At 71.7% G+C, this 14,383-nt stretch carries 13 protein-coding genes; 10 read left to right on the top strand and 3 right to left on the bottom strand.

Annotated features, from left to right (window positions below; translation table 11 throughout):
* Positions 1-48: 48 nt before the first annotated feature.
* The 4 genes from IF55_RS31390 (at position 49) to IF55_RS31375 (ending at position 5,752) form a co-directional block, all read left to right on the top strand.
* Positions 49-1,845, top strand: a complete 1,797-nt coding sequence (locus IF55_RS31390) for an ABC-F family ATP-binding cassette domain-containing protein (RefSeq protein WP_030888462.1) — start codon at positions 49-51, stop codon at positions 1,843-1,845.
* A 22-nt stretch (positions 1,846-1,867) separates the two neighbouring features.
* Positions 1,868-2,617: a phosphotransferase family protein gene (locus IF55_RS31385; RefSeq protein WP_030888459.1), complete on the top strand. Its 750-nt coding sequence runs from the start codon at positions 1,868-1,870 to the stop codon at positions 2,615-2,617.
* Positions 2,618-2,936: 319 nt separating this feature from the next.
* Entirely contained in the window at positions 2,937-4,727 is a 1,791-nt protein-coding gene (locus IF55_RS31380; protein ID WP_030888457.1) for a flagellar basal body-associated FliL family protein, read from the top strand.
* A 314-nt stretch (positions 4,728-5,041) separates the two neighbouring features.
* Entirely contained in the window at positions 5,042-5,752 is a 711-nt protein-coding gene (locus IF55_RS31375) for a response regulator transcription factor (protein WP_030888454.1), read from the top strand.
* A 59-nt stretch (positions 5,753-5,811) separates the two neighbouring features.
* On the opposite strand, the gene IF55_RS31370 is transcribed toward IF55_RS31375, so the two are convergent.
* Together IF55_RS31370 and IF55_RS31365 are read right to left on the bottom strand one after the other, a co-directional pair.
* On the bottom strand, positions 5,812-6,102 hold the full coding sequence (locus IF55_RS31370; RefSeq protein WP_030888451.1) for a hypothetical protein: 291 nt from the start codon (positions 6,100-6,102) through the stop codon (positions 5,812-5,814).
* 84 nt (positions 6,103-6,186) lie between these two features.
* A complete protein-coding gene (locus tag IF55_RS31365) occupies positions 6,187-7,860 on the bottom strand; it encodes a sodium:solute symporter family protein (protein WP_030888448.1) in 1,674 nt (557 codons plus the stop codon).
* Between the two features lie 221 nt (positions 7,861-8,081).
* Between IF55_RS31365 and galT the strand changes: the two genes are divergently transcribed.
* The 4 genes from galT to IF55_RS31345 all read left to right on the top strand — a co-directional run bounded on the left by galT (position 8,082) and on the right by IF55_RS31345 (position 12,427).
* On the top strand, positions 8,082-9,128 hold the full coding sequence (gene galT, locus IF55_RS31360) for a galactose-1-phosphate uridylyltransferase (protein ID WP_030888446.1): 1,047 nt from the start codon (positions 8,082-8,084) through the stop codon (positions 9,126-9,128).
* A complete protein-coding gene (gene galE, locus IF55_RS31355) occupies positions 9,125-10,108 on the top strand; it encodes a UDP-glucose 4-epimerase GalE (RefSeq protein ID WP_030888443.1) in 984 nt (327 codons plus the stop codon). The genes galT and galE overlap by 4 nt, the downstream gene beginning before the upstream one ends.
* Complete coding sequence (gene galK, locus IF55_RS31350) at positions 10,105-11,271, top strand: galactokinase (protein WP_030888440.1); 1,167 nt, start codon at positions 10,105-10,107, stop codon at positions 11,269-11,271. Before galE ends, galK begins: the two co-directional genes overlap by 4 nt.
* Before the next feature lie 376 nt (positions 11,272-11,647).
* Positions 11,648-12,427, top strand: coding sequence for a response regulator transcription factor (locus tag IF55_RS31345; protein WP_030888437.1), 780 nt, complete (start codon positions 11,648-11,650; stop codon positions 12,425-12,427).
* On the opposite strand, the gene IF55_RS31340 is transcribed toward IF55_RS31345, so the two are convergent.
* Entirely contained in the window at positions 12,386-12,883 is a 498-nt protein-coding gene (locus IF55_RS31340) for a MarR family winged helix-turn-helix transcriptional regulator (protein WP_030888435.1), read from the bottom strand. The genes IF55_RS31345 and IF55_RS31340 overlap by 42 nt on opposite strands.
* A 131-nt stretch (positions 12,884-13,014) precedes the next feature.
* On the opposite strand from IF55_RS31340, the gene IF55_RS31335 reads away from it, so the two are divergent.
* Entirely contained in the window at positions 13,015-13,845 is an 831-nt protein-coding gene (locus tag IF55_RS31335; RefSeq protein WP_030888433.1) for a trans-aconitate 2-methyltransferase, read from the top strand.
* On the top strand, positions 13,842-14,204 hold the full coding sequence (locus IF55_RS31330; protein WP_030888430.1) for a VOC family protein: 363 nt from the start codon (positions 13,842-13,844) through the stop codon (positions 14,202-14,204). Before IF55_RS31335 ends, IF55_RS31330 begins: the two co-directional genes overlap by 4 nt.
* The last annotated feature ends 179 nt before the right edge of the window (positions 14,205-14,383 follow it).

Below are 14,383 nucleotides of genomic sequence, written 5' to 3'. Positions count from 1 at the left end.
GATTACGCTGGGAAGCCGGTCGATCCGAGCAGCGGGAGTGAGATGGCAGTGGCAGCCAACCTGGTCAATCTGGAAGCCGTCGGCAAGGTGTACGGCACGCGTGCGCTGCTCGACGGCGTCTCCCTCGGCGTCAACGAGGGCGACCGGATCGGCGTGGTCGGCCGCAACGGCGACGGCAAGACCACCCTCATCCGCATCCTCGCCAAGCTGGAGGAACCCGACACCGGCCGCGTCACCCAGACCGGCGACCTGCGCCTCGGCGTCCTCACCCAGCACGACTCGCTCGACCCCGCCGCCACCATCCGGCACGAGGTCATCGGCGACCTCGCCGACCACGAGTGGGCCGGCGACGCCAAGATCCGCGACGTGCTGACCGGCCTGTTCGGCGGCCTCGACCTGCCCGGCTTCGGGCAGGGCCTGGACACCGTCATCGGCCCGCTCTCCGGCGGCGAGCGCCGCCGCATCGCCCTGGCCAAGCTTCTCATCGCCGAACAGGACCTCATCGTCCTCGACGAGCCCACCAACCACCTCGACGTCGAGGGCATCTCCTGGCTGGCCGGCCACCTGCGGGCGCGGCGCTCCGCGCTCGTCGTCGTCACCCACGACCGCTGGTTCCTCGACCAGGTCGCCACCCGCATGTGGGACGTGCAGCGCGGCGACGTCTACGAGTACGAGGGCGGCTACTCCGACTACGTCTTCGCCCGCGCCGAACGCGAACGGATCGCCGCGACGGAGGAGACCAAGCGGCAGAACCTGATGCGCAAGGAACTGGCCTGGCTGCGCCGCGGCGCCCCGGCCCGCACCAGCAAGCCGCGCTTCCGCATCGAGGCGGCCAACGAGCTGATCGCCGACGTGCCGCCGCCGCGCGACGACGCCGAGCTGATGAAGTTCGCCAGCAGCCGGCTCGGCAAGACCGTCTTCGACCTGGAGGACGTGACCGTACAGGCCGGCCCGAAGACGCTGATCGAGCACCTCACCTGGCAGCTCGGCCCCGGCGACCGGATCGGCCTGGTCGGCGTCAACGGCGCCGGCAAGACCTCGCTGCTCCGCGCCCTCGAACGGGCCGCCCGCACGGACGGCGACGAGCAGCCCGCCGCCGGCAAGATCGTCGTCGGCAAGACCGTGAAGCTGGCCTACCTCTCCCAGGAGGTCGCCGAACTCGACCCGGCCAAGCGCGTGCTGGAGGCCGTCCAGCAGGTGCGCGACCGCGTCGACCTCGGCAAGGGCCGGGAGATGACGGCCGGGCAGCTCTGCGAGAAGTTCGGCTTCACCAAGGAGAAGCAGTGGACGCCCGTAGGCGACCTCTCCGGCGGTGAACGCCGCCGCCTGCAGATCCTGCGGCTGCTGATGGACGAGCCCAACGTCCTCTTCCTCGACGAGCCCACCAACGACCTCGACATCGAGACCCTGACCCAGTTGGAGGACCTGCTCGACGGCTGGCCCGGCTCGATGATCGTCATCAGCCACGACCGCTACTTCATCGAGCGCACCACCGACCGCGTCTTCGCCCTCCTCGGCGACGCCACGCTGCGCATGCTGCCGCGCGGCCTCGACGAATACCTGGAGCGCCGCCAACGCGTCATCGACGCCGCCACCCCCGCCGCCGCCCCGCCCCCCGCCAAGCAGAAGCCGTCCGTCGACGCCCGCGCCGCCAAAAAGGAACTCCAGAAGATCGAGCGCCGCCTCGACCGCATCAGCGACTCCGAGTCCAGACTCCACACCCAGATCGCCGACCACGCCACCGACTTCGAAAAGGTCGCCGGCCTCGACGCCGAACTCCGCGAACTCGCCGCCGAACGCGACGAATTGGAAATGCGCTGGCTGGAACTGGCCGAAGACGCCTGACCGGCCGCGCGGCGCGAACGGGATGACCGAGGAGCCCCTGCCCGGCGGGGCCGTGCGCGAGGTGGTGCGGGTGGGCGACACCGTACGCCGCACCGCCTCGGCGAACACGCCGTTCGTGGCGGAGCTGCTGACGCTGCTGGAGGCGCGCGGCTGGACGGGCGCCCCGCCCTGGCTCGGCGTGGACGACGAGGGCCGGGAAACCCTCGGCCACCTCGACGGCCACGTCGCCTGGGAGCCGGCGCCCCGGCAGCCCGCCGCCGTGCACGCCGACGAGAGCCTGGTGCGGGTCGCCCGGCTCGTCCGGGAATTCCACGACCTGACGGCGGGTACCGCCCTGGCCGGCGACCGTGCCGTCGTGTGCCACAACGACCTCGCCCCCAAGAACACCGTCTACCGCGCCGTCGGCGGGGTCCTGCGCCCGGTCGCCTTCCTCGACTGGGACCTGGCCGCGCCCGGCGAGCGGAGCCACGACGTCGCCCATGTCTGCTGGCAGTACCTCGACCTCGGCCCGCGGACGCCGGACGTCGCCGAAGCGGCCCGCCGGATGCGGCTGATCGCAGACGCCTACGGCCTGGACGGGCGGGCGCGCGGCGAACTCGTGGCCACGGTCCGGTGGTGGCAGGACAGGAGCCTGCGCGGCATCGAGGCGGGCGCGGCCGCCGGTGACCCCGCGATGGTCCGGCTGCGCGCGGCGGGCGCGACGCGGGAGATCCGGGCCGCCCGGGAATGGGTCGCGGAGCAACGGGCGACGCTGGAGCGCGCGTTGTCCTGAGGGGCGGCCGGGCAGCCTCCGGGCGCCGCGCGATCCGCCCATGCACCCCGGCGCGTTGTCGCAAAACGTTCGGTGGGGCTGTGGGGCGAGGTGGGGGGGACGGGTCTGTCACGGGGTGGTCTCAGGTGGTTGTGGGGGGCTTTGTTGGGCGGTGGGGTGTCGGGGGCGGGTGGTAGAAAGAATGTCCGCTCGTCTGTCATCGACTGGCGGGTTTCGCGCCCGGTTCGCTCCTTCCCGGTGGATATTCAGTCGATATCCGGCCACCGGGAGTGCGGGGGAGACGGATCGGCGCCGCGGGCCCGCGTAAAGAGGAACGCTGATGTCCCAGCCGCCCCAACCGCCGAACGAGCCGCCGAAGGGCGGCTTCGGCCCGCCGCAGGACCCCTCGTACGGCTATCCGCCCGCCCAGCCGCCGCAGCCGCCCCAGCAGCCACCGCAGGGGCAGCCCGGCTACGGCTATCCGCAGGCGCCGCCCCCTCCGCCGCCCCTGCCTCCTGGTACGCCGCCCCCGCCGCCCGGTTACGGCTACCCGGCGCAGCCGGGGCCGCAGGACTTTCCGACCCAGCCGTACGGCACGGGGCCCGGACCGCAGCAAGGGCAGGGGCAGCCCGGTCCGTACGGGCAGCAGCCCTACGGCGCGTACCCGCCGCCGCCCGCGCGGTTCCCCGGCGGAGCGCCCGGCGGCGGCAGGTCCAAGCAGCGCCTGACCGTCATCGTCAGCGCGGTCGTGGTGCTCGCCCTCGCCATCGGCGGCGGCGTCTGGTTCGCCACGAAGGACGACGGCGGGAAGGACGGGAAGAGCCTGGCCAAGTCCGACGAGAAGGGCGACCGGGACAAGGACGGGAAGGACGGCGGCGGCGGGGCGAAGCCCGAGACCGTCGACGGCAAGCTGCTCTTCGGCAAGGAGCAGGAGCGCGTCCCCGACCTCGTCACGACCAAGGGCCTCTGGGCGACCGACAAGTACGTCGTCAAGTCCGACGTCTACAAGCTGGTCGGGTACGGGCTCTCCGGCGGCCGCAAGTGGGAGGTCCCGCTCGACGGGGAGATCTGCTGGGCGTCCCAGCGGACCACGGCCGACGGCAAGACCGCGGTGCTCTTCAAGAACGCCCGGCCGACCCCTGAGAAGAAGTACCCGAGCTGCGACCAGGTCGCCGCGATCGACCTCAACGCCGGCAAGAAGCTGTGGCAGCACACCGCCAAGCTCGGCGACGAGGACATCCGCTTCGACGAGGTCACCGTCGGCGGCGGCACCGTCGCCGCGGGCGGCACGTCCGGCGGCGCCGCCTGGTCCCTGGACGGCGGCAAGGAGCTGTGGAAGCCCAAGAGCGGCGACTCCTGCAAGGACGCCGGTTACGGGGGCGGCGACAAGCTCGTCGCGGTGCGGCGCTGCGGCGCGTACAACCGGCCGTCCCTGGAGGTCCAGACGCTGAACCCGGCGACGGGCGCGGTGAAGTCGGCGTTCCGGGTGCCCTCCGGCATCAGTTGGGCGCACATCGCCTCCACCGACCCGCTGGTCGTCGGCCTCGACGCGGCGGGCTCGGCGGGCAACGGCGTCTCCGACTTCATGGCCGTCGACGACAGCGCCAAGGCCGGCCGGCTGCGCAGCAAGATCTCGACGCAGGGCGGCGTCTACACGCCGAAGTGCGACGCGACGAACGTCGAGGGCTGCGTCAAGCTCGCGGTCTCCAAGGACACCCTGTACCTGCCGACCAAGGAGCACACGAGCGGCAAGTCCACCGTCTCGGGCGAGGTCAACGAGGTCGTCGGCTTCGATCTGGCCAGCGGCCGGTCCAAGGGCAAGGCGGAGGGCACGCCCGGCTCCCTGCTGCTGCCCCTGTCGATGGGCGAGGACGGCCACGTCATCGCCTACCAGCTCCCGACGTACCAGTCGGGCGGCTCGGTGGTGCGCATCGACCCCGCGACGTACGGCAAGGACGTGCTGCTGAGGAACCCGGCGGCCACGCACGAGGCGGAGAACGCGCTCTCGCCGGACTACCAGGAGGGTCTGTACGCTCAGGGGCGGCTCTTCCTCGGCAACCACTACGCCGACAAGCCGCGTTCCTCGCACAGCGGCAAGACGTACACGCTGCTGATCTTCGGCGGCAGTTGAACCCGTGCCGGACCGGCCGCCGCACCCGCGGCCCCGGCCCGGCGGCCCGCGCCCCGGCCCCGCTCGTACGCCCGTACGGACGGGGCCGCGGACGTGCTGGAACGTTCCACTCCGACCGCGAACTACGCGAGATGCGGCGGGATTTCGGCATTCCGGGGGACTTCTCGCCGGTAGGGGGCGCGCGATGGCGGGCGAGCGTGTAGCTTCCGGGGGCAAGGGGCTCAGGGAGACGTACGCAAACGACCAGGGGAGGGAGCCTGACAAGGCCGGAAGGGCCGGTACGTAGGTCTCTTGGGGGGACAGGGGGGTAGGTCATGGGCGTGCGGCTCATGGTGGTCGACGATCACCGTCTGCTGGCCGAGGCGCTCGCTTCGGCGTTGAAATTGCGCGGGCACAGGGTGCTGGCCGCGGCGGCTCCGAGCGCCGGGGCGGCCGAGCTGGTGGTGAGCAGGGCGCCGGAGGTCTGTCTGCTGGGCACGGCGACGCCCGCCGAGCCGGGCGTGTTCGAGCCGGTGGTACGGATCAAGCGCGAGCGGCCGCAGGTCGCGGTGGTGGTGCTCGGTCCGGTGCCGAGCCCGCACGGCATCGCGGCGGCCTTCGCGGCCGGCGCGTCCGGCTACGTACGGCACAACGAGCGCATCGAGGGCGTCGAGCGGGCCATGGTGAAGGCGCGCGCCGGGGAGTCCGCGATCGAACCGCAGCTCCTGCAGAACGCCTTCGCCGAGCTGCTCAATCCGGCGGCGCAGCCGGACGACGAGGGCGCGCGGCTGCTGCACATGCTGACGCCGCGCGAGGTGGAGGTGCTGATGCGGGTGGCGGAGGGGGAGGACACCCGGCTGATCGCGGCGGGCATGGGCATCGCCCCGAGCACGGCCCGTACGCACGTACAGCGGGTGCTGATGAAGCTGGGCGTGACGTCCCGGCTGGAGGCGGCGGCGCTGGCGGCCCGTACGGGGCTGCTGGACCGCGCCGCGACCAGCGCGTCGAACCACGCGGCGGAGCCGGGCGCGGCGCGGCCGTCCTGACTCCGCCGCTGGCCGTCCCGGCTCGGCCGTCTTGTCGGGGCGGTGGCCTCGGGCCGCGGTCAGCCCTGGTCGTCCGCGGGCTCGTCGGGCGCGGGCGGCACGGTCGGCCGCAGCTTGAGCCAGATCAGGAAGAGGAGGCCGAGGACGAGCATGCCCAGGCCCGTCCAGAGGTTGATGTTGATGTCCTGGGCCTTCTTGATGTCGGCGTCGGAGGCGGTGATCCCGGCGATGGTGACGATGACGCCGTAGACCACGAAGAGGCCGCCGATGATGCGCCGTACGTCGAAGAGGCGCGCGGCGGTGGTGGACTCGCGCTCCAGTTCTTCGACTTCGCGCTGGTAGTCGCTCATGGTGCGTGCTTCTTTCGCTCGGTCCGTCGGGGCTGGTGGTCGGTGCTCATGATGCGCGCGGTGCCGCTGGTGCGCTGCCCGGCGCTAGAAGGAGAACGGGACGTAGCAGGCGGCGGCGAGCACGATCGCGCCCCAGCCGAGCAGCGCGGGCCTGCGGTACCAGGCGTCGTCGCCCTCGCCGGGCAGCTCCGTCATGCCGGGAGAGCGGGTGCCGTAGACCAGGCCGGCCAGCGACTCGGCGGACTTGGACTTGGTGAACATCGTGACGACGACCATCACGGCGGCGCCGACGACGAACGCGACGATGGAGGAGACGAAGTTGGCGCCCTGGTCGGAGGGGATGGTGATGACGCCCTGCTTGTAGAACCAGAAGTAGTTGACCATCGCCGCGACGGTGCCCGACAGGAGCCCCCAGAACCCGGCCGCGGCCGTGGTGCGCTTCCAGAACATGCCGATGATGAAGACGACGAACAGCGGCACGTTGAAGAAGGAGAACAGGGTCTGGAGGTAGTTCATGATGTTGCTGAAGGAGGAGGCGATGAACGCGGTGCCCATGCCGATCAGCACGCCGACGGCCGTGACCCAGCGGCCGGTCTTCAGGTAGTAGGCGTCCTCGCGGTTCTTCTTCAGGTACGCGGCCCAGATGTCGTTGGTGAAGACGGTGTTGAAGGACGACACGTTGGCGGCCATGCCCGCCATGAAGGCGGCGAGGAGCCCGGTGACGGCGATGCCGAGGACGCCGTTGGGCAGCAGGTCGCGCATGAGGACCGGGATGGCGTCGTTGTATTGGAGCCCGTCCTTGCCGGCCTTGCCGAGCGAGGGCTCCATGACCAGGGCGATCAGGCCGGGGACGACGACGACCAGCGGGATGAAGATCTTGGGGAAGGCGGCGATGAGCGGGGTGCGCTTGGCGGCGCTGAGGTTCTTCGCGGACAGCGCGCGCTGCACCTCGGCGAAGTTGGTGGTCCAGTAGCCGAAGCTCATGACGAAGCCGAGCCCCAGGACGATGGTCAGCCAGTTGGCGCCCAGCGGGTTGGACTCGCCGATGCCGGTGCCCTTCCACGCGGTGAGGAAAGCGTCGCCGTGCGAGCCGGAGAGCGAGTCGGTGAGCCCGTTCCAGCCGCCGACCCGCTTGAGGCCGACGATGGTCAGCGGGATCAGGGCGGCGAGGATCACGAAGAACTGGAGGACCTCGTTGTAGATCGCGGAGGAGAGCCCGCCGAGGGTGATGTAGGCGAGGACGAAGAATCCGGCGACGACGATGGCGACCCACTGCGGCCAGCCGAGCAGCGCCTGCAGCACGATCGCCATCGCGTACAGGTTGACGCCCGCGATCAGCACGGACGATACGGCGAAGATGATCGAGGAGAGCAGGTGCGAGGACGGCCCGAAGCGGTGCAGCAGGAATTCGGGGACGGAGCGCACCTTCGAGCCGTAGTAGAACGGCATCATCACCAGGCCGAGGAAGACCATGGCGGGGATCGCGCCGATCCAGTACCAGTGCACGGTGTACGCGCCGTACTGCGCGCCGTTGGCCGCCATGCCCAGGATCTCGGTGGCGCCGAGGTTGGCGGCGACGAAGGCGAGGCCGGTGACCCAGGCGGGCAGTGAGCGGCCGGAGAGGAAGAAGTCGAGGCTGGTCTTCACGGAGCGCCGGGCCGCGAATCCGATGCCGAGGACGACGGCGAAGTAGATCCCGAGGATGGCGTAGTCGAGCCCGTTGGTGGGGAGCCGAAGCCCTTCGGCCAGATTCTGCATGGGGTGCTCTTTTCGGGTGGCACGGGGGTTGGGGTGACACGGGGGCTGCGCGGATCGCACAGCAACGTACGCTCAGCCGGTCCGAAAATGAACACTTCTGTTGGGTGTCTTTGTTGGATTGTGATGTTGACGGCGCTGTTGGCTCGTGGTTCATTATGTTTGGTTATGTTTGTTAGGTCGCGGCAGCGGCCATGCGCACGGACAGGGCGAGGAGCAGCCAGGTGAAGAAGACGGCGACCCGACTCGCGGACGGCAGGGAGCTCATCTACTACGACGCGCGCGACGACGCGGTCCGCGACGCCGTCGACCAACGACCCCTCGACCCCATCTCCACCACCTCCGAGATCCGCCGCGACCCGCTCCTCGGCGACTGTGTCGCCGTCGCCTCCCACCGCCAGGGCCGCACCTACCACCCGCCGGCCGACGCCTGCCCGCTCTGCCCCTCCCGCGACGGCAAACACACCGAGATCCCCGCCGCCGACTACGACGTCGCCGTCTTCGAGAACCGCTTCCCCTCCCTGGCCGGCGACTCCGGCCGCTGCGAGGTCGTCTGCTTCACCTCCGACCACGACGCGTCCTTCGCCGACCTCACCGAGGAACAGGCCGCCCTCGTCCTCGACGCCTGGACCGACCGCACCGCCGAACTCTCCCAGCTCCCCGGCGTCGAACAGGTCTTCTGCTTCGAGAACCGCGGCGCCGAGATCGGCGTCACCCTCGGCCACCCGCACGGCCAGATCTACGCCTACCCCTTCACCACCCCCCGCACCGAACGGATGCTCGCCTCCCTCGCCGCGCACCGCGAGACCACCGGCGGCCGCAACCTCTTCGACGACGTCCTCGCCGACGAACACGCCGACGGCCGCCGCATCGTCCTCGACGCCGAGCACTGGACCGCCTTCGTCCCGTACGCCGCCCACTGGCCGTACGAGGTCCACCTCTACCCCAAGCGGCGCGTCCCCGACCTCCTCGCCCTCGACGACGCCGCGCGCACCGAGTTCCCACAGGTCTATCTGGAAGTCTTGCGGCGCTTCGACCGGATCTTCGGCGAGGCGGAGCCCCCCACGCCGTACATCGCGGCCTGGCACCAGGCGCCCCTCACCGCCCCGGACCGCGCCGACTTCGCCCTCCATCTGGAGCTTTTCACCATCCGCCGCACTTCCGGCAAGCTGAAGTTCCTCGCGGGTTCCGAATCCGGCATGAATGTGTTCATCAACGACGTGCCGCCGGAACGAGCGGCCGAGCGACTGCGGGAGGTAGCGGGTAAGTGAGCAGCAAATACCTGGTCACAGGCGGAGCGGGCTATGTCGGAAGCGTCGTCGCGGCCCATCTGCTGGAGGCCGGGCACCGGGTGACCGTCCTCGACGACCTCTCCACCGGACACCGCGAAGGCGTCCCCGCCGGCGCCGAGTTCATCGAGGGCCGCATCCAGTCCGCCGCCGACCACCTCGACCCCACCTTCGACGCCGTCCTGCACTTCGCCGCGTACTCCCAGGTCGGCGAGTCCGTCACCGACCCCGACAAGTACTGGCGCAACAACGTCGGCGGCACCACCGAACTGCTCGCCGCCATGCGCGCCGCCGACGTCCGCACCCTCGTCTTCTCCTCCACCGCCGCCGTCTACGGCGAACCCGCCACCGTCCCCATCACCGAGGACGCCCCCACCGCCCCCACCAACCCCTACGGCGCCACGAAACTCGCCGTCGACCACATGATCAGCGGCGAATGCGCCGCCCACGGCCTCGCCGCCGTCTCCCTGCGCTACTTCAACGTCGCCGGCGCCCACGGAGCCCAGGGCGAACGCCACGACCCCGAATCCCACCTCATCCCCCTCATCCTCCAAGTCGCCCAGGGCAGGCGCGAGTCGATCTCCGTCTACGGCGACGACTACCCCACCCCCGACGGCACCTGCGTCCGCGACTACATCCACGTCGCCGACCTCGCCGACGCCCACCTCCTCGCCCTCGCCGCCGCCAAGGCCGGCGAACACCTCGTGTGCAACCTCGGCAACGGCAACGGCTTCTCCGTCCACGAAGTCATCGACACCGTCCGCCAGGTCACCGGCCGCCCCATCCCCCAGCACACCGCCCCGCGCCGGGCCGGCGACCCCGCCGTCCTCGTCGCCTCCGCCGAACGCGCCAAGCAGCGCCTCGGCTGGCGCCCCGCCCGCGCCGCCCTCACCGACATCGTCGCGGACGCCTGGGCCTTCGCCCAGAGCGCCGCACCACAGCAGGAGGAACGACAGCAGTGAGTGCCGAGCGCGCGGCCACGGCCTTCGCCGAGGTGTACGGAACCCCGCCCACCGGCGTCTGGGCGGCCCCCGGCCGGGTCAACCTGATCGGCGAGTACACCGACTTCAACGACGGCTTCGTGATGCCGCTCGCGCTCCCGCACACCACCCACGCGGCCGCCTCGCCGCGCACCGACGGCGTGCTGCGCCTGCACTCCGCCGACGGCGACGGCAAAGTCGTCGAACTGCGCACCGACGACCTCGCACCGGCCCGCACCACAGGCGGGGACGGCGGCGGCTGGGCCGCCTACCCCGCCGGCGTCCTGTGGGCCCTGCGCGAGGCCGGCCACCCCCTGCCCGGCGCGGACCTGCACTACGAGTCCACCGTGCCCACCGGCGCCGGCCTCTCCTCCTCCGCCGCCCTCGAAGTCGCCACCGCGCTCGCCCTCGACGACCTGTACGGGCTGGGCATCGAAGCGCCGCGGCTCGCCCGCATCGCCCAGCACGCCGAGAACGACTTCGTCGGCGTCCCCTGCGGGATCATGGACCAGATGGCCGCCGCCTGCTGCGCCGAGGGCCACGCCCTGTACCTCGACACCCGCGACCTCACCCAGCGCCACGTACCGTTCGATTTGGCGGCCCACGGGCTGACCCTCCTCGTCGTGGACACCCGCGTCAAACACGAACTGGGAGACGGCGCGTACGCGCGACGGCGCGCCGGCTGCGAGGCGGGCGCGCGGGCGCTCGGCGTACGCGCGCTGCGCGATGTGCCCTACGAGCAACTGCCCAACGCCCTCGACCAATTGGACGACGACACGATCCGCCGCTACGTACGCCACGTCGTGACCGAGGACCACCGCGTCGAGCAAGTCATCGCCCTCCTCGACGCCGGATACGCCCGCGCCGTCGGCCCCGTCCTGAGCGCCGGCCACGCCTCCCTCCGCGACGATCTCGGCGTCTCCTGCGCCGAGTTGGACCTGGTCGTCGAGGCCGCGTGCGACGCGGGCGCGCTCGGCGCCCGGATGACCGGCGGCGGCTTCGGCGGCTCCGCCGTCGTCCTGGCCGCCGAGAGCGACGCGGAGGCGGTCACCAAGGCCGTGCGCGACGCCTTCGCGACAGCCGGATACCGCGCGCCGCGCGTCTTCCCGGCGGTGCCCAGCGGGGGCGCGCGACGCGTCGCCTGACCGAGCCCCTCCGCGTGCGCTGTGCTCCAACTCGCTTGCTTCGGAAGCCTTTTGGCCTCGGGAACGGATCAATTCGCGTCGTTCTGCGCCCTGAACCGCCCCAGGACCGCACAGGAAACACACCGTGAACACGGGGAGCGGGCAGTTTTGTGAATCGCCTTCCGTTGTCGTACCCCCGCCGTACTCTGATGCACAGCGTCGGTGGGGGCCGACGCCGATCAGGGGGCGAGACAGGCAGGTACGACGCCCGGGGGCGGGTAGACGTCACAGCACGGCGGCGGCCGTGCGGCGGTGGCGACCCCTGAACCGGGCGCCGTACCCGCACTGGTTTCTCCGCGATCCACCGACATCTGGCCTGTCTGACATGGGGGTGGCTGTGGCACGTATTCGGGTACTGGTGGTCGACGACCACCGCATCTTCGCCGAGTCCCTCGCCGCAGCGCTCGCGGCCGAGCAGGACGTGGAGGTCGCGGCCGCGGGCAGCGGGCCGGCGGCGCTGCGCTCACTGGAGCGCGCCGCCGCGGAGGGCCGCCGCTTCGACGTGCTCCTCGTCGACGCCGACCTCGGCGCCGCGACCAGCGATGTCGCGCGCGTACCGGGCCCCGCGCACCTCCAGGGCCGGGACGCCGCGGACAGCGCCGTGGACGGCATCTCGCTGGTGGCGGGCGTCCGCTCCGGGCAGCCGGCCGTACGGACCGTGGTGCTCGCCGAGCGGGACGACGCGCGCCGGGCGGCGGCGGCGCTCCAGGCCGGGGCCTCCGGCTGGGTCGCCAAGGACTGCTCGCTCTCCCGGCTGCTCGCCGTCATCCGGGGCGTCCTGCGGGACGAGACGCACCTGCCGCCCGCGCTGCTGACCGGCGTGCTGCGGGAGCTGACGGCCGCCCGCAAGCACCGCACGGAGAGCGAGCGGCTGGTCGAGTCGCTGACCCCGCGCGAGCGCGAGGTGCTGCGCTGCATGGTCGCGGGGCTCGGCCGCAAGGCGGTCGCCGAGCGGCTCTACCTCTCCCCGCACACGGTCCGTACGCACATGCAGAACGTGCTGGGCAAGCTCGGCGTGCACTCCACGCTCGCCGCCGTGGCGCTGGCCCGCCGCGCCGGGGTGGGCCCGGTGGACCTAGCCGGGGATGTTGTCGAACGGGGCGGTCAGTTGGCGTAGCAGGTCGGCCAGTTCACGGCGCTGCGGCCGGGACAGTTCGACGAGGATCGCGCGCTCCTGCGCGAGCAGCCCGGCGAGCGCCTGGTCCGCCCGGTCGCGCCCCTCGGGGGTGAGCCGGACCAGCACGCCGCGCCGGTCGCTGGGGTCCGGCAGCCGCTCGACGAGGCCCTTCTTGGCGAGCCGGTCGATGCGGTTGGTCATCGTGCCCGAGGTGACCAGCGTCTGGGTGAGCAACTGGCCGGGGGAGAGCTGGTACGGGGCCCCGGCGCGCCGCAGCGAGGTCAGGACGTCGAACTCCCAGGGCTCCAGTTGATGCTCGGAGAAGGCGATCCGGCGCGCCCGGTCGAGATGGCGCGCGAGTCTGGAGACGCGGCTGAGCACCTCCAGCGGTTCCACGTCGAGGTCCGGGCGCTCGCGGCGCCATGCTGCGACCAGTCGATCGACCTCGTCCTCCATAGCGATCAGTGTAAAGGGTCTGTCGACATGAAGTCTCTTGACATCAAGATATATTTGCGGGGAAGCTGGGCATCGTTCGCGGGAAGCGCCGTCCCGCTTCGAACCGTCCGTACCTGCAAGGGGGCTCGAACATGCACCGCGCACCAACCTGGGATCCGCAGCAGTACCTCCGCCACGCCAGCCACCGGACCCGCCCCTTCCACGATCTCCTCGCCCGCATACCAGCCCTCCCCGCCGCCGGCCGCCCCGCCCGCATCGCCGACCTCGGCTGCGGCCCCGGCAACGTCACCGCGCTGCTCGCCGACCGCTGGCCCGACGCCCACATCACCGGCCTCGACAACTCCGCCGAGATGCTCGCCGAAGCCGCCACCCGCGAAGGCCCCACCCCCGGCGGCGGACACCTCGACTTCGCCCCCGCGGACGCCGCCGACTGGGTCCCCGACGAGCCCTACGACCTGATCGTCTCCAACGCCGCCCTCCAATGGGTGCCCAACCACCCCGACTCCCTCGAAACCTGGGTCGACGCCCTCCACCCCGGCGGCACCCTCGCCTTCCAGGTCCCCGGCAACTTCACCTCGCCCAGCCACGCCATACTCGGCGAACTCTGCGACACCCCCCACTGGCGCCGACGCCTCGACGGCCACGGCCGCCGCTTCGTCCACATCCTCGACCCCGCCGACTACCTCGAACGGCTCACCGGCCTCGGCTGCGAGGTCGACGCCTGGGAGACCACCTACGTCCAGCTCCTCACCGGCGCCGACCCCGTACTCGACTGGGTCAAGGGCACCGCGCTGCGGCCCGTACTGACCGCCCTGGAAGGCGACGACGAAGCCATCGAGGAATTCCTCGCCGAATACCGCGACCTCCTCCGCAAGGCCTACCCCACCGGCCCGCACGGCACCGTCTTCCCCTTCCGCCGCATCTTCGTCGTCGCCCGCAGCCTCGCCGGGAACCCGCAGTGATCACCGCACTCGACCACGTCCAGCTCGCCGCGCCGCCCGGCAGCGAGGACCAGCTCCGGACCTACTACGTGGACATCCTCGGCATGACGGAGACCCCCAAACCGCCGGCCCTCGCCCCACACGGCGGCTGCTGGTTCGCCTCCGGCGACGCCCAGCTCCACATCGGCGTCGAAACGGACTTCAAGCCCGCCCACAAGGCCCATCCGGGCCTGCGCGTCCAGCACATCGAGAGCTACGCCGCCCGGCTCGCCCAGCACGGCGCCCAGGTCAAGTGGGACGAGAACCTGCCGGGCCACCGGCGCTTCTACTCCCAGGACCCGGCGGGCAACCGCCTGGAATTCCTCGAACCCCTCACCTGACCCCGCCAGGCGGGGCGACACCACACCGCCCGGACGCTACGGCCCGTAGCGTCCGGGCTCCTTTGCACCTGGCACCGACGGCGCGGCGGCCGGGCGGTACCGGGACGGGCCGTACCGCCCGCCGACGCCCGGCAGCCGGGCGGCACCGGGATGGGCCGTGCCGCCAGCGCGCGGCGGCC

Origin of the sequence: Streptomyces varsoviensis (assembly GCF_000718635.1) — a bacterium.
Classification (GTDB): Bacteria; Actinomycetota; Actinomycetes; order Streptomycetales; family Streptomycetaceae; genus Streptomyces; species Streptomyces varsoviensis.
Note: the sequence above shows the minus strand (reverse complement) of the source record. Positions and strands in the feature narration are given on the sequence as shown.